Genomic DNA, 22,051 nt, shown 5'->3' with positions numbered 1-22,051 from the left:
ACTATAAATTTACAAACTTTGATAAATCAAAAAATTGCTATCCAGAATGATGATCTAAATACTGTAGCTAGATCCATAAAAATAAAGACAAAGGGAAAGGAGAATGTAAGATGAAACCACTCTAACAAAGGATGAATATCTACGTCAGTTTCAAGAAAGAATGTCACATGACAAAAGAGAAAATGAAGAACTGAATGCGTACTTAACGCAACAGTTCGAGGAACTTAATCAATTGATAAGCACGATTTCACCAGACAATTTTTGGGAAAATCTCCCTAAAATTATAGGGATCGATGCGAAACTAACACTAATGGCAGAAATAATTTGTTACGACTATAGTAATTTGCCAATAAAAGAGATTCTGCGGCTTGTGGAGACGGACTACCGTACGTATTTTAAGGAACTTTGTGGCAATGATCTGAGTGCAAATAATAAATATTCAATGGTATTTAATGTAGTATAAATTTCTAAGAAAAGGAAACACCTAATAACTACTTAGGTGTTTCCTTTTCCATTATTTTACCAAGATAACGATAAATGGTTGTTCGAGAAACGTTCCATCGTTCGGCAATCGTCTTAATAGGCGTACCGTTATCTACTAGAGTCTTCAGTAGTTCCAAATCCTGAAAGGATAACTTCTCAGGACGACCACCAAACCTTCCTCTTGCACGTGCAGCTTCTCTTCCAGCAGCCGATCGTTCTAAAATTAAATTGCGCTCAAATTCGGCAAACGCCGCAAACAAATGAAACATAAGTTGTCCAGTAGAGCTAGATTTATCCATTGTAATATTTTCTTGAAGACTATGAAAACTGACACCACGTTCATTCAATCGATTAACGATCGAAATCAGATCTTCCATATTTCTTCCCAGCCGATCCAAACGCCAAACCACGAGAGTATCTCCAGAACGAACAAAATCGATGGCCATTTCCAATCCTGGTCGATTACTTTTTGCTCCACTCAGATGATCGGTAAAAATTTTCTCACAACCAAATTTGTTTAAACTATCTTCTTGTAAATCTAAATTTTGTAATCCAGTGGATACTCGGGCATATCCTATTTTCAAAAAAATCACTCCTAACTAAAATCTATTGTAACATAACTTTATCTATATAGATTAAATGAACATAGATTTTGATATGGGTTTATGAACACTAAAAGTATAGAGAAATTTAAATTTAAGGTAAAAAAATAAAGTGTCCAGAAACGGGTGATTTTATGTACACTGAATACTTAAATAAATATTTTAAAACCATTGCGTTACTCAGTGTTGTATATTATCATGGTATAAAAGGAGTGGTATCTATGCTTATTACAAAATCTAGATTACAAGGAAGTTCTGTAGTAATTACTCTTCCGTCTGATAATGGTAAAAAACCTTCAGATAACCAAGAATATATCGTTGTATATTCTGATGATGGAACAATTACGTTAGTTCCTAAAATCGATGATCCATTTAGTGGAGGAGAAGAAGCTGAGTATTATGAAAAAGATGAATGGGAAGATTTAACTCCTGAAGGGAGAGAAATTTTATAGTGTTAGAAGATAAAAATTACATTCCTAAAAAAGGAGACATTGTTTGGATTGATTTTGATCCTTCAACAGGAAACGAAATTCAAAAGAGACGTCCAGGATTAGTTGTTTCTCGATATGAGTTTAATCGGAAGACAATGTTTGCGGTAATCTGTCCAATTACTTCTACTATAAAGAATCTACCGACGCGCTATTCTCTTCCTGCAGATTTAGATACAAATGGGCAAGTACTTATTTCTCAATTAAAATCACTTGATTTCAAGAAAAGAAAACTCAAAAAGGTAGAAAATTTACCTTTACAAGATATGGCTAAAATTGATCAGATTATCCAGTATATATTTTAAGCATTGTAAATTTAATCACGATGCTTAAGGCTGTAGATAACCTCCTAAATTGGGTATTTTTTTTGTAGTCTGAACAATCCAACGATCACTTGGATTGTTTTTTTGTATGTGAAATTTAAGCGCTATCTTTTTGTTCAAAAAAATTACCAAAAAAATTACACAAAAAACAGATTAGCTTTAGAAAGAGAATAGGTCTGTCATGTATGATAGTAAATATAACAAGAGAAACATAACTAAAACAAATAGAAGAGGATGGTTTTTTATGATGAAAAAAGGAACAAAGTATAAAGGTTATCTGGTATTAGTATGTTCTATTGGTCTTTTAGCAGCATGCAGTTCAGAGACCAAAGATACAAGTGAATCAGAGATGCCAAAAGTAAAAAGTGAACGAAAAGTAACCGTGGATGGGAAAGAAGGAACAGAAAAAGTTTTTGATAATGGAACGGTTGTTCAAGAGTTTGAGGAAGAAGTGTCGGAAAAAGAAGAAGAGTAAGTATTGGATAGAATGTAGTAAGCGCTCTTTATGACTGATCTGAATGAAGGAGTAGGTACATGAAGCCTAAAAAAAGAAAAAAATTCAACCGAAAATGGTATTTTCCAGTAGCAGTCATCACTGTTTTACTAGTAGTTGGTGCAATCAGTATAGTTGTTTCTAGTGGGAAAACAAAAGAAGAAAATGCAGGAACAAATATTGAAGCACGGTCTGTCAAATCCCTCATTGATGAGGTGAAAGCGGCGAATTTGATTTTAGCAGGAAAAGTCATGCCAAATAATAGCAACAAAATCAAAATTGATCCAGAACGAGGAACAGTGAAAGATATTCTGGTAAATGAAGGCGATGTCGTAGAAAAAGGGCAACCTTTGTTTACATACCAAACGGATCAACAGAGAAAAGTTGTGGAAGCTGAAATGGACGTAGAAATCAAAGTGAGAGCAGTAGAACAAGCACGAGTGACTGCAAATCAAAAATGGACAGCACATAACCAAAAAGTAGCAGAGCTTGGAAAAGCAAGACAAGATTATGCGAAGGAAAAATCCGAAGAGTTACAAAGTACGATCAAAGCATTAGAAGGAGAAATCACCAGTCTACATGCAGAAGCTATTGCTGGTGACAATGAAGTGAAGAATATAGAAACAGACTTGCGAAAAGCCCAACTACTTCACGAAAACGAAAAAGAACGGCTGAATGAAGACACAGTGACAGCCGATAACTCAGGAAGAATCAAATCATTGAATCGTGACTTAGTCAATCAATCAAAAGAACGTCAAAAAGAAGAAAACTTTATGGAGATCCTTGATGATTCGAACTTGTACGTGGATGGCCAAGTCACTGAATTTGATCGTGAAAAAGTTGCTGTCGATCAGCGAGTAGAAATTATGGATCGTAAAGACCAAGAGAATACTTGGCAAGGAACCATTGTGCAGGTGGCAAATTTAACAAGTGATGCAAAACAAGACGATCAAAAAGAAGAGAATCCAAATTTATCTAAGTTTCCTTACAAAGTTAAGATTGATCCAAAAGAAGAAATGCCACTGATTGGTTCCAATGTGTATGTCAATGTTTTACCGAAAGATTTTGTGTCAGGAAAAGTAATCATCAACCAAAGATACCTCATGGAAAAAGATGGAAAATATTATGTATGGAAAGTAGAAAATGATCGGATCAAAGAGCATGAAGTCAAGGTAAATCCGATGGATAATGAACTCGCAGAAATAGTCGAAGGATTGACTGTTGAAGATCAACTTGCTTTGCCTCAAACAGGAATGGTCGAGGGAATGGAGGTTGGTGCAAGTGTTGACGCTTAACAACATTCAGAAGTCATATTGGCAAGGCGGGAAAGAACTAAAAGTCCTTAAAGATATCTCTTTGCAAATCAATGAAGGAGAACTGGTCGCAATCATGGGGCCATCGGGGTCAGGAAAGTCGACGTTGATGAATATCATTGGTTGTCTGGATACGGCTACATCAGGGGATTACATCGTTGAAGGAACGAATGTCAAAACGTTAGCGGACAATTCATTAGCCGATTTTCGTAACGCAAAAATCGGCTTTGTTTTCCAGAATTTCAATCTCATGCCAAAATTAACTGTTTCGCAAAATGTGGAAATGCCATTAACGTATAAAAAAGTCAATAAAAAAGAGCGGCGTAAGCGTGCCTTGGATATGTTGCAACTCGTAGGGTTAGAGGATCGAAGTGACTTCAAACCAATGGAATTATCAGGAGGACAAAAGCAACGTGTCGCAATTGCGAGAGCTTTAGTGACTAACCCTAGTTTTGTTTTAGGGGATGAGCCGACAGGGGCACTTGATACAAAAACCAGTAGCCAAATCATGGACCTTTTTAAGGAATTCCACCAAGCAGGAAAAACAATTATTCTAATTACCCATGAGCCAGAAATTGCAGCGTTATGTCAGCGCACGATCACTTTACGAGATGGTCAAATAATCAGTGATGAACAAAATAAAGTGAGGTGATCAAGAATGGAAGAAATCAGATTTGCCTTACAATCGATTTTTGCTCATAAGATGCGTTCAGTGTTGACTATGTTAGGTGTCATTATTGGGATTGCTGCCATTATTTCGATTTTCAGCATCATCGGTGGAAATACCGAAAAAATGAAACGAGAAATGATTGGTGGTAACAATAATACGATGAACATCCAATACGATAAAAAAAGTTCATTCCAAAGTGGAAACCTATTTGGGGGAGGCCTATCAGAAAAGGAAGAAAAAAAACCGTTATACCTTCCGTTTTTACGTGAAGATGTATTAAATAAAATTAATGAGATACCAGAGGTCTTAGCAAGTGGCTTGTCATATCAAAAAGATGGGAAAATCTATAGGAAAGCAAAAGGGGCTGACGCCAAAGTTTCTGCTGTCACTTCTTCTGTTGAGGATTTGGAGCAATTAAACTTCATCAAAGGGGAAGGTTTTGCTTCTCAAGCCTTCAAGGAGCAACAACAAGCCATTTTTCTGGAAGATTCCTTGTATGACGAATTATTTCCCAATGAAGAAGGGATCGGACAGTTTGTCGAAGTGAATGGCGTGCCATTCAAAGTTCAAGGGGTATTTCAGTTAGATCCCAATAGTAGTAATCTATTTAGCTTTGAGAAAAGAGCTTATGTTCCTTTACAGCAAGCACATAAACTATCTGATGAGTTAGATATTGTGCCACTTGTCACGATCCAAACAAATAATACCGATCAATTACAAGGCGCTGCAGAAAAAGCAGCAGAGATTCTTAATCAACAGATCCCACCATCCGATTATGAATATGGGGTAATGAATCTGAAAGACTTTGCCAGAGAATTGGAACGAATGAACCAGTCAAGTTTTATTCTCTTGTCCGGTATAGCAAGTATCTCGTTATTAGTAGGGGGGATCGGTGTGATGAATATCATGTTAGTCTCTGTCACGGAAAGAACGAAAGAAATCGGGATAAAGAAAGCACTCGGCGCAAGAAGAAAAATTATTTTAAAACAATTTTTAGTAGAAGCGGTAGTCTTGACATTGATTGGTGGGATACTGGGGATACTTATAGGCTTACTAAGTGGCTATGTTATCACACAGTCGCTTGATTATCCTTATATTGTGTCTGTACTGTCTATTATCGTTAGCTTAGTTTTTTGTTCCCTAATGGGTGTGATATTTGGCTTATTACCAGCGATGAAAGCATCCAAATTAAACCCTATTGAGGCATTACGCTTTGAATAAGGAGAGAGTGATATGGAAAGAATTTTAGTGGTTGAAGATGAATATATGATCAATCAAATCGTGACGGAATTTTTAAAAGAGCGTAAATATGAAGTTTATTCAGTAAGAAGTGGCGAACAGGCATTGGAAGTTTTTGCTGAAGAAACATTTGACTTGATCCTATTGGACATTATGTTGCCTGGGATAAGGGGGACGGATGTTTTAAAGAAAATTCGGGAAACGTCGGATGTGCCGATCATCATGCTGACTGCCTTGGATGATGAATATACGCAGTTGCTCAGTTTTTCTCATTTGATCAGTGACTATGTCGTCAAACCTTTTTCTCCACTTATTTTGATCAAACGGATCGAAAATGTGTTTCGGATGAATCAAGGAAATCCCCACATCACTGTCGGGGAGTACGCCATTGATCTTGATGGTGGTCTTGTAAAATACCAAGAGGAAGAAATCCATTTAACAAGAAAAGAGTATGATATTTTAGTGATTCTAATAAGAAACAAAGGGAAAATCATCACGCGAGAACAATTAGTACATCAAGTTTGGTCGTATGAATATCAGTTGGAAAATCGAATATTAGATAATCATCTAAAAAATATCCGAAAGAAAATGCCACTTTTATCCATAAAAACGATCAAAAATAGAGGCTACCAGCTTGAGGACACGCCATGAGTATCATGCTGAAAAATTTTTTGTTTTCTGGGATCATCATTTTTCTAGTTTCGATTCTTTCGTTGATTGTTTTATATTTCACGATGCCTATCTACTATGAACGAATGAAGCTGAACGAAATAAACAAGGAATTCAATCAAGTGGCAAAGAGTATAGAGAACAAAGACTTAGCTACTATGCAAAAGGTGGTTGATCAATACTGGTTTGGAAGAGAACAAAGTCTTGATATCATGCTGATTAATAACAATGGTATGATCCTTGGTCCCTTCTTTGACGAGAATCTTGACTATTCAGGACTAAGTTTTGTACCTGATGAAACGAACCTTTATCAAGAAATTACTGACAAACAAGGTAACACTTATTATTTAGTTGGTATATACTCAATGCAACCAGTCGCAGAAGCAAGTCAAGTGTTACTTCATTTATATCCATTTATCATCATCGTCTCACTAATCATTGGGGGCATCGGCGCTTACTACTATAGTATTTATTCGACAAAAAAAATCAAAGAGATATCCAAAGTAACAGAAAAAATGATCGAATTAGATGCGGATATTCGTTGTGATGTCAAAGGTACGGATGAAATCTCACTTTTAGCGCAAGATATCAACCATCTATATGTTTCTTTGATCCAAACAATTGAAGTGTTAGAGCTTGAAGTAGCTAAAACGAAAGAATTGGAACAAGCAAAGTCAGAGTTTATGCAAATCGCTTCTCATGAATTGAAAACACCTGTTGCTTCATTGATGGGGCTGATTGATGGCATGATCTATAATGTCGGGAAATTTAAAGACAGAGAGCGTTATTTAGAAGTTTGTAAAAATATTTTGCAAGAACAAACAGAAATGATCAATAATATCCTCTTTGCCTCAAGAAACAATTTGCCTTCAGATGATGTGGTCTATGAAGAAGTCTCAATCAAAGAAATGATCGAACATAAATTGACTTCTTTCCGGATACTTGCGGAAGCAGAACAGAAAAAACTAGTCGTCAATCTAAAAGGGGAGAAAATCATCGGTAATAAAAATGATATTGATAAAATTTTAGATAACCTACTAAGTAATGCCTTCAAATATACGAAGCATGAGGGAGAAATCAGTCTGTTTTTTGATGGTAAACAATTAGTGATTGAAAACGAAGTGAATCAGATACTTACGGAGGAGGAATTAAGTAAGATTTTCCAACCTTTTTATCGACCGGATTTTAGCAGAAGTCGAGATACTGGAGGTTCTGGTTTAGGATTGTTTATCGTACAACAACTTTTTGAAAAATATGGCTGGGAGTATTCATTCAAGTCAACTGCTAATTCAAGGATGTGCTTTTCTGTCATTTTTGTTGAAAGCAGCTAACAACCAAATTGCACAACTGCTATTTGCCAGGGACTTTGATTTTTTATTTTTACACACTCAACTGGAATGTACAAAACCACACTATACCATACCACTAAATAGTAAAGAACAACCCCATCCAAAAACTCACAATGTACTAGAAACTCTTGTAGAAAATTTAGTCCCTGGTGAGTAGCAGTTGTGCAATCAGGTTGTTATATAAAGTAAGAAAACAAGCGGTAATGATTTATGTGGACCGAAAAAAATTTGTTCTAATTTAAAAATAAGGACAGCTCATAAAAATGACAGTTGTATCGTAAACATAGATATTTTTATATTATATTGTCTTTGAGTACATGGAAGTGGATAACTAATCAATTATTTTAATTGTATATCGTTTTATTTCTTTACTAATTTTATAAGGGAACCAATTTGAACATTTTCCAATTATTTGAATGAAGCATTTAAAAACTCTAGGTAAAACAATATCAATTCTCTTTCTGTTTAGTGAGATAATTGTATAGCTTCTTAGCAGCTTTTTTCAATTACAATTTGTAGCACTCAAATACCATTATATTTGATAAATTGTATTGTACTTAAATTGGAAGACACATAAATCGTTATTTATTCTGTAGTGATGTGCTATTAAGTAGTATTTTTTTGTTTAATAGGATATCGCTATTTTAATAATATTTAAGGTTTAAAAAAAATTAATAGAAATGATTGCACTAATTAAGGATAATAGTTCACAAATTAATTTGATTTATTTTCAATTTTGCAAAAAATTCTCAGCTATTGACACGTAGTATATATTATATGACTAAGTGACAGTAACTCGGTATCTTTTCAGTTAGTATATAAATATCGAAGCAAAAAGTATGGAAAATAAGTATTTTTTAACCTTTATATAGAATTAACATAAACACAGAATAGTAGATATTCTTTAAATTATATTATATTAAATAGATAGTATGATATCAGTTTACAAATTTTAAATAATGAGATAATTTTCACAGGTTCAACAGAAGGTGCAAATAATGATTTTTATTTGAAGTATATTTCGGATAATGTAAATAAAAACATTTTAAAAAAGATAAGGAGTGAAATGAGTCTTGAGATTTTGATAACGATTGCTTATCGATGTGTATTATTATACCTGAATCCTTATTATTAAATTTAACCAGTAGAGTCATAATATTCGATTCTTTCTTCTATAACAATGTAGATAATTTCTATTATTTGATATTGCAAGGTTTTGTTGTAAACAAACTATTGTCGTTTTATTTATTCTTAAATAAAAAGGAAGCGTTTACTTGACGGTGTTACGCGTGATAATAAATGAAGATTAAACAAATTTTAGAATAATATATCATAGTGTCACAGTAACTATTTTAATGGGTGATTATCAATACTTTGAAGTTTCTAGTTTGGTATTTCAATGGAAATTGATTAAAAAAGATTAATGAAGATACCTAGAAAGAGAAATTATCTTCTGAATTATTATTTGCTAAAACTATAGTATTAATTTCTTCAGGATCCAGTATTTCAGTCTTTCTATAAGAAGGTTTCTCTAATCAAACTAAAAAAAGATAGTGAAATAGAAATTTCGAATTCACTTTAAAACCTTGAATAAAATAGATCCGAGTATATCGAAAAAATGGCTTATCCGCTTAATAATCAAAAATGAATGGGATTCCAAATGAAACTATTAGAATATCTATTCTTGGTGAACAAGGAACCAAAGTAATTCGTATTCATTTTCCATAAGAAGCAAAAAGGGATTGGGATAAGTTGCCTAACAATCAGATAGCCAGTCAAATAGTTGAGAATAATCGGTTAATAACGAGTCGAACAAGAAAGAGAAGGTTTTAACTTTAGACGATAGCGGATTTTATGAAGGTCATAATAAAGAAATATCAGAGTAAATTAAAACAGATATAGATATATTTAAGAATGTAGATCGAGTCACAAACTCAGTTGAGTATATTGATGATTTAAATAATAATTCAGTAGACGAAAAATGTATACAGAACAACTTTATATTATATTCTTCATTAAAAATTCTCATCAGAGATTTAATTATTCAGGAAATAAACACGAGATTAATTTCGAATCAAATATTTTCACACTAACTGCTCTATTTATAAGTTCTGAGAATAGCAGTTTTTGAACGAAGTGAAGTGCATATTGAAGCTTCGATTATTTTTAACAGTTGGAGGTGGATTCTGTCAATTACAGTGAGAGATAAAACTTATCATTCACAGCCTCAACGCTTAACAAAAGTAGCAGGACAAATTAACGATAATTGAGGAACGTACAAATAAAAAATCGACGTGTAGATAATGAAGAAACTGAAAGTATATTATTGATTTCTGAAGAAATGATGGACCTTATTACTAGTAAGAATATGTAAGGAGTCAGTATCACTTTGATAATGAGAATAATGTAGGTTAGAGTACATTTTTTTAAATATCGCAAGCTTCTGGAACTAAATCTACAAACTATTAAACGACTTTTACACGGTATCTCAGTATAGTACCAGTAAACGAATAATAAAACTGTGAAAAGAGACCTTTTCCTATTTTACGAAAGGAGAATATCTATCAATGAAGCCTTTGTTTGAGCATTTGATTTGTAAAAAAAAGATCCGGAGATGGTTTAATTTATTGAATCTATTAGAACAAGATGAATATGCAACGCTGAATACGCTTGCAAAAAAAACTAATTATACACGGCGAACAATTTTAAATGATGTCCAAGAATTAAAAGCCTATTTTGATTGCTCGATTCTTTGGATTGGAGATGAAACAGGGTATCATTTTTCCTTACAAGATCCCAATACTTATGAACAGAAAAAACGTGCTTTATTAGCCGAAGAACAATTTTTTTTCTTTTTTGACTGCATTGCCAGTGGACAAGAACTATCTAATGCCCAATGGGCAAAAAAACTAAATGTGTCAAGTGCCAGTTTTGGCCGGATGAAGCATCAATTCCAATCTTTTTTAACCAAGCAGTACAAAGTTAAGCTAGATGCTAAGAACAACTTTTTTGTGGGGGAAGAAGTGACGATCCGTCAGCTACTCTATGATTTTTATTTTTCGTTGCCGGTCTATCCAGAGGTGGCTATAGAAAAAATCAAACAGTTATGTAAGATACAAACAAGAGTACAAAAAGGAGCGTGGCAGATAGATGAAAAACGAATGAACCAATGGATAGTTATTGCGCAATTAAGAATAACACAGAGATGCGAGCTAAAAAAAAATGAGGAAACTTCTCTCCAAAAAATGCTTGTACGAGCATTCAATTATCAAGTCACAATTTCGTTACCAAATCAAGAAAAAGCAGCACTATTTCTTTTATCCTTAAAGGAGGAACAGTTTCTTAATCCAATGCTACAAAAGAGGTTTTTAAGAGAATTTTCTCTGCCAAATGTCTCTTCTTATATGTTAATACAAACAGATGAGGAACTTGCTTCTCAGTTTCTTAGTACCTACTTATCATTAATGCACCTTTTTTTTCAATTATTGCCCTGTCATAAAAGTAGGGTTATTCGTCAAAAAGAGTTCTATTATAAATCTCTCTACGTTACCTATCGATTGTCAGGATCCAATGCACTAAAGAGATGGATAAAAAAGGAAGTAGAATCAGAATTACTCCAAGCTGGCTGGTTAGTCGTGAACATATCTGCATTTGATAAGACTTCTTATCAACATTTTCTTGAAGTGAGTAATCTCACGGAAATAAATCAGAAGGAAAGAGTCTTAAAGCTATCTCAGTTCCCCAGAAAAGAAGAGATACAGAAGGCAATCTCCCGATACTTCGCATAAGTATCATGGCATATTGTAATCAAAGACAAGATATATAATTAACAAAAGGAGGAACGGAATCGATGCGTCAACTCCAATTAGATTTTATGGTGAATTCTATGAGTACTAGATGGATTCAAATATTAAATAATATTGAAAAAGAACCGAATTTTACGCTTGTTGCATTATCGAAAAGACTTTCTGTATCACAACGGACGCTAGGAAAAGATATTAACGGCATTAAAGAGTATTTTGGGGAACATATTATCTTATGTGCTAAACAAACCGGATATAGATTTGAAGAGGTTAACCATGACTGCTATATGGACAAAAAGGCAGATTTGGTAAAATCGGAGATACTTTTTGCTGTAATTGGTCAGATTTTTAGAGGCGAATTAAAACCTTTTCAAGAACTAGCCCTTGAATATAACTACGGGGAAAGTTCATTTCGACGTTTTTTACTTCGGGCTGAAAAGCCTCTCAAATCCTATGATTTAAAACTTAGTTTGAATCCTGTCACGTTAGTTGGAGATGAAGAGAATATCAGGAAATTTTTTTATGATTTTTACTACTTGGGGGAATACACAACGCATACGATACAGCCACCCAAAATTATACACTCATTAATTCTGGAAAATTTATCCGATTATTTGGGCGATTATGAAGTTGGTACTGGGGTATCTGCTGCAGAATTTTATTTTTTGGTATATCTTATGATGAACCGAGTCCAGCAAGGAAAACTCGTGACCCTTACTTTTTTTAAAAAGCAAAGGATTACAAAAGCAAAGGATTTTATCATGCTGTATTCTCTTCGAGATTTGTTAGCTAACGCATTTAATATAAATATACCTAAGGATGAGTTTATCTGGCTTTATTTAATACTTGTGGCGCAGCGCACGATTAATCAGATTGAACGAGAACGACATTTTTACAGCCTATTTAATCAACGGCCTTTAATAAAATCAGTCGCATGGAAGTATTTTTCGAATTCTCAGTTTGAAGGCTGGGATCGTAAGATTCTCACCGATTTATTATCTTCATTTTTGGCTTCAAAAAGCCTCACCTACACTCTTCATCCTATTTGGAATAAGCAATTAGCAGAAGAAAGAGATCAAGCTATTGTGAACCACTCACAAGCCTATCAAACAAACCGTCAATTTTTACGCCAGCATCAGAAGGTGCTTGGATTAGGTGAACAGTTCTTTGAGGATGTCGTTGTCGAATTTACTTTGTTCACTAATCTGTTACTTAGAACTTATTATCCTAAAAAGTCTGTTTTATTTTTATTAGCAGGTAATTCTATTGTGGTCCAAACGCTTTACCAGCAGGCCAAGCAACGTATAGGCCACAATCATCGGATTCAATTACTTCCCTTGCAAGAATTGACGTCAGATCGAATTGATGCTGAGGAAATTGATTTAGTTGTGACGAATTATCGTCCCTATCTCTGGGAGTATTCATTAAAAAAAGATTATTTGTTGGTAAATACGATTCCAAGTGAGAATGATTGGACACGTATAACTAAGCAACTAAATCGGCACTTATACTAAATTTTTTCTTTGGAAAAATAGAAAGATATTTCTACATTATTTCAATAATACGGAAAATAAGGAGAATGCCGCATTCTCAGGAAATTATGAACCCAATCGTAGAAATAGAAATAATCTTAAAAGAAGAAGTAACCTTAAAACAAGATAATTATAAAAATGGAAGTTCAAACTTAAAGCGTAATTATAAGAGCGAAATATTTTCTAAACTTGCTTTATAAATAAATTAAACGATAGTTTATTAAAAAAGTATAACATATGCTGATTTAGTAGTGACTTGTGATTAAAAGAAGACATGGTAGTACTCTTTGTGAAAAAACTTATCCCTATTATGATGCGTTAAGACAATTATAAATACAAAATTATTTCTCGATTTTATTCGAACGTATTTACAATTCGTAAAATACTCACATGTGAGAGAAATGTTTATAGATATTTTTTCATTTCCTTATATTACGAAAATAATGGATTTTATTTAATGAAAATTTTAGGTAAAGTATCAGTTGCAGAGAGGATATATCTAAAAACCGATCTGTAAACATACAACCAAAATATGATGGGTTATATATCGGTTTGTAAAAGGAGGAGGGAAATGAAAAATGCAAAAAAACTTGTTAACAACAATATATTGTTACTTCTATGCATACCGTATAGGGTAGAAGCCGCCTTGATTCAGTCGACTGAGTCCGAAGGATCAATTCAGTTTTCAGGATATTACGAGCCAATCGGTACACCAGATCCACCACCGGTTTTAACCACCCAAACAGGCGGTAAGCTGCCGCAAACAAACACTATTGTGCAAAACCACTCACTGATTTTAATAGGTTGGTTAATCATTATTCTAGTTGTTATTATCAGTGTAAAAATAAGACTAAGAAAATCAAAAATAAAAGTTGAAAGAGGAAATCACATATGAAATTTATTCGGTTAATAAGTGTTACTGCATTATCTACTACCATTTTAGCTGGAGGCGTTCAAGTGTTTGCTGATGGAGAACAGAAAGAAACAAGCGAAGTCCGTAAAACGACAACCGAAGGTCAAATCACATTCACCCCAGGAAATGATGATACTGAAGTGGATAAACTACCAGAAGGTCCAGACGTAACAATCCCACCTATTACAGGACCAGATGGACAAAATAAAGGACCGTTAACGATTGCGACGGTGCCAACGATGAACTTCGGCTCACAAATTATCTCAACTACCGATAAAAATTACAATATGGTTGCAGAAAGACAACAAAAGGCAGGCACGACGGGCGCAGAAAACATGGTCCCTTATGTGAGTTTGGCACAAGTCCAAGACACACGTGGTACGAATAAAGGATGGAAACTAACGGTTAGCTTGTCTGAATTTGAGGGACCAAAGGATACACAAAATTCCATACTTAAAGGCGCGAAAATCACCTTATTTAATCCAGAACTAATTTATAGCGTTGAAGACCTTGAACAAAAACCCGAGGTACATGCTACGGGCCTTGAGATTTTACCCGGGGAAAAGGCTGTGCCAGTGATGACAGCGGCAGCTAAAAAAGGTGCCGGATCAACTTCCGTTGTTTGGGGGAACTACGCGACCATTGCACAACAAGTCACAGCGGGAGCGGACGTAGTCGAAAATGAAGCAATCAAACTATTTGTCCCAGGTTCAACTGCAAAAGATGCCGTGACGTATCGCTCCACACTGACATGGGAATTAACTACAACTCCAGAAAATCCAGATCCTAAGAGTATAGAAATCTAAAAAAAACAATTTGTTTATCAAATGACAAACTAATAGTATCACAGCACCTTGTAAGAAAGGATTCATAGAATGAAACCTACAAAAAAGAACGATAGACACCTGTGGATACTCGCTATTCTCTTCTTTTTCTTTCCGACGTCAGTTCAAGCAGAAGAAACGGCGCTAAATATTTATGCCACACCACTTTTTCCAGACAGCCAAGTAGATGAGGACAAAGGCTATTACGATTTGAATCTAGCCCCGAATCAAAAAGAAACCTTGCGTTTGGAGATTGGGAATACGAGTGCAGAACCCATAAGGATTCAGTTGACACCGCATACGGCGTATACCAACGTGTTAGGACACGTCGAATACGGCAAAGATGCCGAAGAAGCGGATCCAACCTTAACCCACTCCTTGGATGAGCTGATAACTACTTCCGGTGTCATTGAATTAGCTGGAAATGAAAAGAAGACGGTTGAGATTCCCTTACAGATGCCAGAAGAAGCCTTTGACGGCTTTTTAGCAGGTGGGTTACGCATTGCCGAACTAAAAGAGGAAACAGAAGAAACCAATGAAGGAGAAGGCGTGGCCATTAAAAATGAATTTGCCTATGTGGTTGGTGTGGTCGTCAGTAATAACAGAGACTCAGTGCAACCGGAGTTAGAACTATTAGATGTGTTTGCAGATCAATTGAACTACCGCAATGTGATCAGCGCCACTTTACAAAACTTTACGCCCACTTTTGTCAATCAATTGGCGGTGGAAGCTACCGTAAAACGAGCAGGGGAGAACGAGGTTCTCTATAAGGCGGAGAAAGAAATGATGCAGATGGCACCTAATTCCAATTTCAATTTTCCAATTTCCTTAGAAGGAGACCGGTTTCGAAGTGGGAACTATATCTTAGAATTGACGGCTACTTCTGGAGACAATGAATGGTCATGGACGCGTGAATTTACGATTGAAGCTGATGAAGCCCGAAAGCTAAATCGAGAAGACGTAACGATTGATTCAGGTGTCAATTGGTGGATGATTGGAGCGATTATTTTGCTTATTTTAATACTTGGACTTGTGCTTTACCTGATGAGACAAAAGAAAAGAACACGTGAAAGCGAAAAAGAAGTATAGAGAGGAGGATTCCATGAGAAAGCTAATGAAAAAAGGAATGCTCGTTTTAGGGACGACGATTCTTATTCTACATGCATTCCTCCTGCCAGTAGGCATCGTCTATGCGGAAACTACGGAGAAAAAAGAAGCGGGGCAGATACAGAAAGAAGAACAGTTGGAACTTCCAACCATGAAAAACTACCTGGAAGTGGAAGAAGAAAGCGAGCCTCGCTTTTATTTTCCTCACTCTCGCCTGCAAGGAACGGTTGAAGCGCCATTGAAGGTGACCTTTTTCTCAGATCAAGAGGTGTCAGAGGCAAGGATTACTCTTTCGAAGGAAGCAAAGCTGGGAAAAGATCAGTTACAAGCTGGGATTACCATCGATCAAGAAGAAGAATCAGGTGAATGGGTGATTCAAGCGGAGCGTGCGCAACAAACGTTTGTACTTCCTGTGGTATTTGAATCTGAAGGCAACTATGAGGTGTCGGTCGAAGAAGCAACTGCGACACTTGAAATATCGAAAAAGGAAGAACCGGAGACTGAAGATCAATCAGAAACGAATCAGGATTCGTCTGATGAAGCAAATGAAGAGACGAATACAACGAAACAATCAGAAGAAAAAGAAGCGCTTATAGCAACCGAAGAATCGAATGAAGAATCAATTCCTTCTAAGAACAAAAAATTCGAAAAGACAGTCTTTGAAGGAAATACGGCAGAAGTCGCAACAATGGCTGCATTTAGAGAAGCAGTTGCAAATCCTGAAGTCGGAATTATCTCTGTTCAAGCGAGTTTAACTGAAACTACAGCAAATATCATGACGATCGATCGACCAATCAAGATACAAGGAAACGGTCATACGCTGACTTTTGGTAACAATAGTTTTTATTTTCAATTAGCAGAAGTGAGTGAACCAATGACCTTTCGGATAGAGGACGCAACAATCACAAAGACTGGCACTACTCCTTTAGTCAATGCAACAACGCAAGTTAGTCGCAATTGGGTATTAGAAATAGAAGATGTAGCAGAAGTCAACGCAAATACGATGCGACTTGCTTCTATGCCAGATGGAACGATTATTTTTACAGGTGGGAACTCCAATTTTACGCGGATAATTTCTTCTGCGGCTTTTATTGAAGCAAAAGAAGTCAAAGCTGTAAATCAAGCACAAGTGACAATTAGCCGAGGTAATATGACTATCTTCTTTTCTTCAGCCCTAGTATCGGCGCCAAAACTTGTAATAGAAGCTGGCTCAGCAATTACGATTATGACAACTGGTGGGACGGCAAATACGATCGATTTAAGAGGAGAAAAATCCGAAATAGCTTTACAAACAAATGGGAAGTTATCTATAAGCACGTTTGGAACTCCAGCAACTCCGACCATTACAACAAATAATGCTATTATACTCAGCGGCGCAAGTCCTAAAATTTCGGTTAATTCAGCTAGTGAGCTAACGGTTACAAGCACGGCTGCTAAAAGAGGCATATATCTATCTGGAAATAATCCTAAAATAATAGTTGTTGATTCAAAATTATCTGTGACCTCTGCTACACACGCAGCAATTAGTCTAATAGGTAGTGAGCCATTGTTTTCGGCCACTAAAAGTAATAGTGACATTCGCTCAACAACAGGAGCGACACTTGCCTTGACTGGTGATTCACCTAAAGTTGATTATGAGGAGGGGACCGGGAGTTTTACAAGTACTACAGGTCAAAGAATAAACTTAATTGGCGATAATCCACAGTTGTCATTAAATCAGACACAATTTTTTCTGACAGCTACTACAGGTCGAGGTATCTACTTACAAGGAATAGTTCCACAGGTATTAATGAATGAGAGTAGCATTGAAATGACGGATACTGATCCTTCTCAAGCAATGATTTTACGAGGAACAGATGCGTTACTTTCTTTGAGAAATAAAAGTGAGATGTCCATCAATGGTGGTGGAACTGGGACGTTAGAAAACGTTGCAATAGGAGACAATAATGCGCGTCCAGAGCTTTCCGTTACAGGTGGCTCAAAGTTGTCCGTTACAACATCCAGTGCTACTCGATCTCCGACAGACACTTTAAATAATGCTATTCATTTAAGAGGAGTAGAACCAAAAATAAATATTACCAGTGGGTCAGAGCTCAATGTTTCTGTAACTTCTAATGCACGCCGCGGACTATATTTAAACGGTACAAATGCGGAAGTTAATTTAAATGACAGTCACTTAGATATAAATACAATATCCGGTCGAGCACTCAATCTAAATGGAGAAAGTAGCACGCTAAATGCTAATAAATCAAATCTAAAGCTTAATACTGCAGAGGGTGCAGGTATATCTCTATCTGGACACAATGCTTTAGTTAATACACAATCTAGTCTTATTGATTTTATTGGTACAACTGGTTATGGAGTAGAAATCACGGGTAACAAACCCAAATTCCTTTCATCTGATAGTGAAATCAACATCAAAAATATGAGGTCAGCCAATGGAGTAACGTTGAATGGGCAAAATTCTTTTTTAGAATTGACTAATAACAGCCAAATGTCTATAGCTGGAGGAAACGGCATACATGAAAATATCTTAATCGGAAATGGGAATACTAATCCATCATTAAAGGTAACTGATAACTCAAACTTATCGATTAGAGCACAGAGTACCACAAATACTGCAGCAATTGATAATAATAACTCCATCCGAATAGCTGGATCCTCACCAATATTAGAGGTCTCAAAAAATTCTAAAATATCCATTGATGTTTTATCGGGTGGACCTAGAAGTATTTTTATGAATGGAGAGTCTGCAGATTTAAAAGTGGAGAATAATTCTGAAATTATCAGTAAGAATTTATATGGTACTTCTATTGGAATGAGCACGACTAATGCACAGCTTACAGTAGATAATTTTTCGAAAATAGATATTGAGAGTTCAGCGAGAAGAAATAATCCTTTGATTGATATTACTACGGGGTCAAATGATGTTTATATAAGAAATAATTCATCTATTTCTAGCAAGCACGTAGAGTTTGATAATCCTGGGACTAATACTCGAGCACTATCTATGAGTGGTTCTAACAATAATATTATTATTACAAGTGGTGGAACTCTCAACTTAAATAATAGGCATTATACCAATCGTCCTAATAGTGGCTCTGTTTCATCAAATTATTCTACTATTTATCTTGGGAATGGAGAGAATAATTTTAGTATCGATAATAATAGTGCGGATAGAGCTAGGTCACAATTACGTTTAACGAATGATTATGCAGCAGCTTTGTATTCTGATGGTGGACATCTAAAATTTAATCAAAAAGCGGATACTATTTTTTATGCTGAAGGCTCTTCAATTAATACTCGTGAATGGGGGGTTTTCGTAGCCCAAGACACTATGGAATTCAATGTACACTCCCCGTACTATTTTGATTTTAAAAACGTCAGGAAAGATGGAGGTGATATTTTTGGAACTAAAAACGGATCTAGCTTAAATATAACAGATACTTTTTTTTCCGCATGGGCCACTGGAAGTAAGTTTGATAATGATCCCCAAATAGGTTTCTTTGAGAAAATTGATGTCGCTTATGAAGGAAGAGATTTTGTTTCCGCATCTTCGAGTAATAATCTGAACCTAACAGACTCTTTACCTGGACTATCTGGAAGAGTATCCAGAATATCTGCTAATAATTCAGCTCCTATTTTAGACGGAGTTAGGCAACCAACCAATGCAGATCAATCATTTATAGCTGAGTTTTCTTATAAAGAAGGATTAGATGATATAAGGGAAGCTGGTACGGATGAAATTACTGTCGAAATAAAAGTAACGGATCCCGACAATAATTCTAATAATTATACGGCTTCTACGGTGGGGAACGAATCACCGATCCAAACATGGGAAGAAAAAGAAAATAACGCTCTCGGAAAAGCTGGAAGAGTATCTTTTGAATTTGAAAATCTCCTCAAAGAAGGTACAATTATTGAATTTGTATCAATAAGTAGAGGAATGAATGAGGGAGGGATATCCCTATCACAAGAAGAATTGGAAAAGATCCGTCCAATAACGGTTATAAATGTAACTCCACCAGAGTTAGTTGATTTTGGCCACTTTATAGAGTTAACTACTGAGACCACTTCCATTAAGGCATTACCAAATCATATAAACATTCCTGGAAATAATGCGTTGTTGTATATTAATAATCAGCATATAGCGACACAGAAAGTAGGAAATGATGGTAGTTTTTCTTTCGAACTAAAAACTAAACTAAATGAAAGTGATGAAGTGCAAGTTTTGATGGAAGATAATCAGGGAGCCGTAATTGATAGTTATAGTACTATAACTAGTGTTTTTAAAAGACCAGAAACTAATAATGATAATGGAAATAGAAACCCTCAAATGGAGGATTATAAATATCATGATGCAGTTTTTCCAAGTGCTAGAACTTATATTGTTGAGCTAGCAAGTAAAGTCTCACCTGTTGATCCATTGAGTCCTGAAACAAAAGTAGAACCTGAAAATCCACCAGTGCTTTCTGAAAATCAGGGGAAATTAAGTATAGATTTTGTCTCTAGATTTACCTTTGGCCAACAAGGTATTTCTACAAGAACGCAAAACTACTATGCTCAACCACAAAGATTATTGAATGAGGACGGGAGCATCGATGAGAAGGAAGAACGACCAAATTATGTTCAAATAAGTGATCGAAGGCTAGGAGACACACGTAACGGTTGGGTATTGTCAGTGACCCAAAACGGACAGTTCGCAGATCCAAATGATCATAAACTAAAGGGAGCTAGTTTACAGTTGACCAATCAACAGTTAGCGTCTGTCCAAGAGACAGGAAAACCTGAATTAAATGAGACTGACAGAGTCGCATTGCTTCCTGGAGTCAAGACAAAATTATTGACAGCCAAAGATGGTCAAGGTGCAGAAACTTGGATCTATCGGTTTGGGGATAGAAAAAATGCTGGGGAAAGTGTCGTTCTTGAAGTGCCACCAATAGCTGCTCCGAAAGCGACCACTTACCAAACGACTTTAACCTGGGAATTAAGTATGGTACCCAATAATTGATAAGTTAGAAGAAGAGCTTCGGCTCTTTTTCTTTTTTAGGAAAGCGAATACTCAATAACTACTATCTATAGTAATGAACTAAATCGAAAAAAGCATGATACATACTTGGGAACTAAGAACACGGGATCACGGACTAGTTTTGTGAGTAAATCACCTTATAAATCTGACTGATATGGATATAAAATTATCAAGGTAGACACATGATTTCCATCAAGCTGAATCTGTTCAAAATGTGATATAAAAATGCCAAGAAGCTGCTCAATATTCTTTAGTGTGCTTGTTCTGTATATCTTATATACACCGTGATGGGAGATATCAATGCTATTAAAAGGATTCTAATCAATTGAAATATTTTATAGCTACCTTAAAAAATAGAGCGAATAATGTTAAATTCTAAAGACAGGAGACAAGGATGCTAAAAACCCAACTATATAGAAAATTATAGTTTTCTATATAGTTGGACTACAAAATATTATTCAATTATAAAAACACATACAAGACCTGTTAACTTGGTTTTGTATGTGTTTTTATAATAGTTATGACTTCTTGTTTTAGTTGATCAAATTCACCATCATATACAGCAATATTTATAACTAGATTAATTGCTTTTTCTTCTGGAATAGTTAGAAGATAACCGTTAATCTTTAAAAAGACAAATAATGCTAAGAAAGCAGTTCTCTTATTTGCATTATGAAAGGGATGCTTCTTAATTAATTGTATTAATAGCATAGTTGCTTTCTCATAAATGGAACTGTAAACTTCCTCACCAAAAGCAGTAATCTGTAATTGACCGACACACATTTCTAGAGCATCAGGGTCTTTTACACCAATTGGTTCATTAGGAGAATATTTCTTTATCTGGATCACGTTCATTTTTATGATATCTCTGGCTTCAAGATACTTTATCGTCATTTATCCACTAACTCTTTGAATGTTGTGTCATAATCCATTAATGCTTGGGCTATCGCTACATCAATTTCGTCAGATACGGGTTGTTTTTTTGTAATTGCAGCTTTCAGTTTCTCTTCATCTAAAAAAACTGTGTCCCCAGGATTCAATCCATTTTCTTTAAGAAATTCTTTTGAAATAGTCAACACAACTGAATTTCCTACTTCTCTAAATTTTCTTTCTTTAATAGGCATATGAATCTCCCCTCTTTTTTTGTATATACAGTATATACGAAAAGTTTTTCGAAATCAAATTTATATAATCTATTTTATTTGATTTATATA

The 22,051-nt window shown here is 35.3% G+C and carries 17 protein-coding genes and 1 pseudogene; 15 read left to right on the top strand and 3 right to left on the bottom strand.

Going from position 1 to position 22,051, the window contains the following annotated elements; all coding sequences use genetic code 11:
- Positions 1 to 145 precede the first annotated feature (145 nt).
- Positions 146 to 463: pseudogene (locus tag HZ311_RS15525) on the top strand (DUF7006 family protein); the annotation flags it as partial.
- A 28-nt stretch (positions 464 to 491) separates the two neighbouring features.
- Here HZ311_RS15525 and HZ311_RS15520 read toward each other — a convergent pair.
- Positions 492 to 1,076: a recombinase family protein gene (locus tag HZ311_RS15520; RefSeq protein WP_178946910.1), complete on the bottom strand. Its 585-nt coding sequence runs from the start codon at positions 1,074 to 1,076 to the stop codon at positions 492 to 494.
- Between the two features lie 230 nt (positions 1,077 to 1,306).
- On the opposite strand from HZ311_RS15520, the gene mazE reads away from it, so the two are divergent.
- The 14 genes from mazE to HZ311_RS15880 all read left to right on the top strand — a co-directional run bounded on the left by mazE (position 1,307) and on the right by HZ311_RS15880 (position 20,819).
- Positions 1,307 to 1,537, top strand: coding sequence for a type II toxin-antitoxin system PemI/MazE family antitoxin (mazE, locus tag HZ311_RS15515; RefSeq protein ID WP_023520685.1), 231 nt, complete (start codon positions 1,307 to 1,309; stop codon positions 1,535 to 1,537).
- Positions 1,537 to 1,878, top strand: coding sequence for a type II toxin-antitoxin system PemK/MazF family toxin (locus HZ311_RS15510; protein ID WP_178946909.1), 342 nt, complete (start codon positions 1,537 to 1,539; stop codon positions 1,876 to 1,878). Before mazE ends, HZ311_RS15510 begins: the two co-directional genes overlap by 1 nt.
- A gap of 262 nt (positions 1,879 to 2,140) precedes the next feature.
- Positions 2,141 to 2,371 carry a hypothetical protein gene (locus tag HZ311_RS15505; RefSeq protein ID WP_074802108.1) on the top strand — a complete coding sequence of 77 codons (231 nt, stop codon included), beginning with the start codon at positions 2,141 to 2,143 and terminating at the stop codon, positions 2,369 to 2,371.
- A gap of 59 nt (positions 2,372 to 2,430) precedes the next feature.
- A complete protein-coding gene (locus HZ311_RS15500) occupies positions 2,431 to 3,684 on the top strand; it encodes an efflux RND transporter periplasmic adaptor subunit (RefSeq protein WP_178946908.1) in 1,254 nt (417 codons plus the stop codon).
- A complete protein-coding gene (locus HZ311_RS15495; protein WP_137072014.1) occupies positions 3,671 to 4,354 on the top strand; it encodes an ABC transporter ATP-binding protein in 684 nt (227 codons plus the stop codon). Before HZ311_RS15500 ends, HZ311_RS15495 begins: the two co-directional genes overlap by 14 nt.
- 6 nt (positions 4,355 to 4,360) lie before the next feature.
- On the top strand, positions 4,361 to 5,593 hold the full coding sequence (locus HZ311_RS15490; protein ID WP_137072016.1) for an ABC transporter permease: 1,233 nt from the start codon (positions 4,361 to 4,363) through the stop codon (positions 5,591 to 5,593).
- Positions 5,594 to 5,605: 12 nt separating this feature from the next.
- Positions 5,606 to 6,262 (top strand): response regulator transcription factor, encoded by a 657-nt coding sequence (locus tag HZ311_RS15485; protein WP_178946658.1) that lies wholly within the window; start codon positions 5,606 to 5,608, stop codon positions 6,260 to 6,262.
- Complete coding sequence (locus tag HZ311_RS15480; protein ID WP_178946907.1) at positions 6,259 to 7,611, top strand: HAMP domain-containing sensor histidine kinase; 1,353 nt, start codon at positions 6,259 to 6,261, stop codon at positions 7,609 to 7,611. The genes HZ311_RS15485 and HZ311_RS15480 overlap by 4 nt, the downstream gene beginning before the upstream one ends.
- A gap of 2,585 nt (positions 7,612 to 10,196) precedes the next feature.
- Positions 10,197 to 11,417, top strand: coding sequence for an HTH domain-containing protein (locus HZ311_RS15475; RefSeq protein ID WP_137073115.1), 1,221 nt, complete (start codon positions 10,197 to 10,199; stop codon positions 11,415 to 11,417).
- A gap of 62 nt (positions 11,418 to 11,479) precedes the next feature.
- Positions 11,480 to 12,946, top strand: coding sequence for a helix-turn-helix domain-containing protein (locus tag HZ311_RS15470; protein WP_074802072.1), 1,467 nt, complete (start codon positions 11,480 to 11,482; stop codon positions 12,944 to 12,946).
- Between the two features lie 589 nt (positions 12,947 to 13,535).
- Positions 13,536 to 13,859 carry an LPXTG cell wall anchor domain-containing protein gene (locus HZ311_RS15465; protein WP_137073116.1) on the top strand — a complete coding sequence of 108 codons (324 nt, stop codon included), beginning with the start codon at positions 13,536 to 13,538 and terminating at the stop codon, positions 13,857 to 13,859.
- Positions 13,856 to 14,683 carry a WxL domain-containing protein gene (locus tag HZ311_RS15460; protein WP_137073117.1) on the top strand — a complete coding sequence of 276 codons (828 nt, stop codon included), beginning with the start codon at positions 13,856 to 13,858 and terminating at the stop codon, positions 14,681 to 14,683. The genes HZ311_RS15465 and HZ311_RS15460 overlap by 4 nt, the downstream gene beginning before the upstream one ends.
- A gap of 69 nt (positions 14,684 to 14,752) precedes the next feature.
- Positions 14,753 to 15,790, top strand: coding sequence for a DUF916 and DUF3324 domain-containing protein (locus tag HZ311_RS15455; RefSeq protein WP_137073118.1), 1,038 nt, complete (start codon positions 14,753 to 14,755; stop codon positions 15,788 to 15,790).
- A gap of 13 nt (positions 15,791 to 15,803) precedes the next feature.
- Complete coding sequence (locus HZ311_RS15880) at positions 15,804 to 20,819, top strand: WxL domain-containing protein (RefSeq protein WP_228065639.1); 5,016 nt, start codon at positions 15,804 to 15,806, stop codon at positions 20,817 to 20,819.
- A gap of 504 nt (positions 20,820 to 21,323) precedes the next feature.
- On the opposite strand, the gene HZ311_RS15445 is transcribed toward HZ311_RS15880, so the two are convergent.
- A complete protein-coding gene (locus HZ311_RS15445; RefSeq protein WP_178946906.1) occupies positions 21,324 to 21,731 on the bottom strand; it encodes a type II toxin-antitoxin system death-on-curing family toxin in 408 nt (135 codons plus the stop codon).
- Entirely contained in the window at positions 21,728 to 21,961 is a 234-nt protein-coding gene (locus HZ311_RS15440) for an AbrB/MazE/SpoVT family DNA-binding domain-containing protein (RefSeq protein ID WP_178946905.1), read from the bottom strand. The genes HZ311_RS15445 and HZ311_RS15440 overlap by 4 nt, the downstream gene beginning before the upstream one ends.
- Positions 21,962 to 22,051: the final 90 nt, after the last annotated feature.

This window comes from Enterococcus mundtii (genome assembly GCF_013394305.1).
Taxonomy (GTDB): Bacteria; Bacillota; Bacilli; order Lactobacillales; family Enterococcaceae; genus Enterococcus_B; species Enterococcus_B pernyi.
Note: the sequence above shows the minus strand (reverse complement) of the source record. Positions and strands in the feature narration are given on the sequence as shown.

What these genes read in the sequence shown, in the direction of transcription:
- mazE (WP_023520685.1), top strand. Translation starts at nt 1,307, where the DNA reads ATGCTTATTACAAAATCTAGATTACAAGGAAGTTCTGTAGTAATTACT.
- HZ311_RS15505 (WP_074802108.1), top strand. Translation starts at nt 2,141, where the DNA reads ATGATGAAAAAAGGAACAAAGTATAAAGGTTATCTGGTATTAGTATGT.
- HZ311_RS15500 (WP_178946908.1), top strand. Translation starts at nt 2,431, where the DNA reads ATGAAGCCTAAAAAAAGAAAAAAATTCAACCGAAAATGGTATTTTCCA.
- HZ311_RS15490 (WP_137072016.1), top strand. Translation starts at nt 4,361, where the DNA reads ATGGAAGAAATCAGATTTGCCTTACAATCGATTTTTGCTCATAAGATG.
- HZ311_RS15485 (WP_178946658.1), top strand. Translation starts at nt 5,606, where the DNA reads ATGGAAAGAATTTTAGTGGTTGAAGATGAATATATGATCAATCAAATC.
- HZ311_RS15480 (WP_178946907.1), top strand. Translation starts at nt 6,259, where the DNA reads ATGAGTATCATGCTGAAAAATTTTTTGTTTTCTGGGATCATCATTTTT.
- HZ311_RS15475 (WP_137073115.1), top strand. Translation starts at nt 10,197, where the DNA reads ATGAAGCCTTTGTTTGAGCATTTGATTTGTAAAAAAAAGATCCGGAGA.
- HZ311_RS15470 (WP_074802072.1), top strand. Translation starts at nt 11,480, where the DNA reads ATGCGTCAACTCCAATTAGATTTTATGGTGAATTCTATGAGTACTAGA.
- HZ311_RS15465 (WP_137073116.1), top strand. Translation starts at nt 13,536, where the DNA reads ATGAAAAATGCAAAAAAACTTGTTAACAACAATATATTGTTACTTCTA.
- HZ311_RS15460 (WP_137073117.1), top strand. Translation starts at nt 13,856, where the DNA reads ATGAAATTTATTCGGTTAATAAGTGTTACTGCATTATCTACTACCATT.
- HZ311_RS15455 (WP_137073118.1), top strand. Translation starts at nt 14,753, where the DNA reads ATGAAACCTACAAAAAAGAACGATAGACACCTGTGGATACTCGCTATT.
- HZ311_RS15880 (WP_228065639.1), top strand. Translation starts at nt 15,804, where the DNA reads ATGAGAAAGCTAATGAAAAAAGGAATGCTCGTTTTAGGGACGACGATT.
- HZ311_RS15445 (WP_178946906.1), bottom strand. Translation starts at nt 21,731, where the DNA reads ATGACGATAAAGTATCTTGAAGCCAGAGATATCATAAAAATGAACGTG.
- HZ311_RS15440 (WP_178946905.1), bottom strand. Translation starts at nt 21,961, where the DNA reads ATGCCTATTAAAGAAAGAAAATTTAGAGAAGTAGGAAATTCAGTTGTG.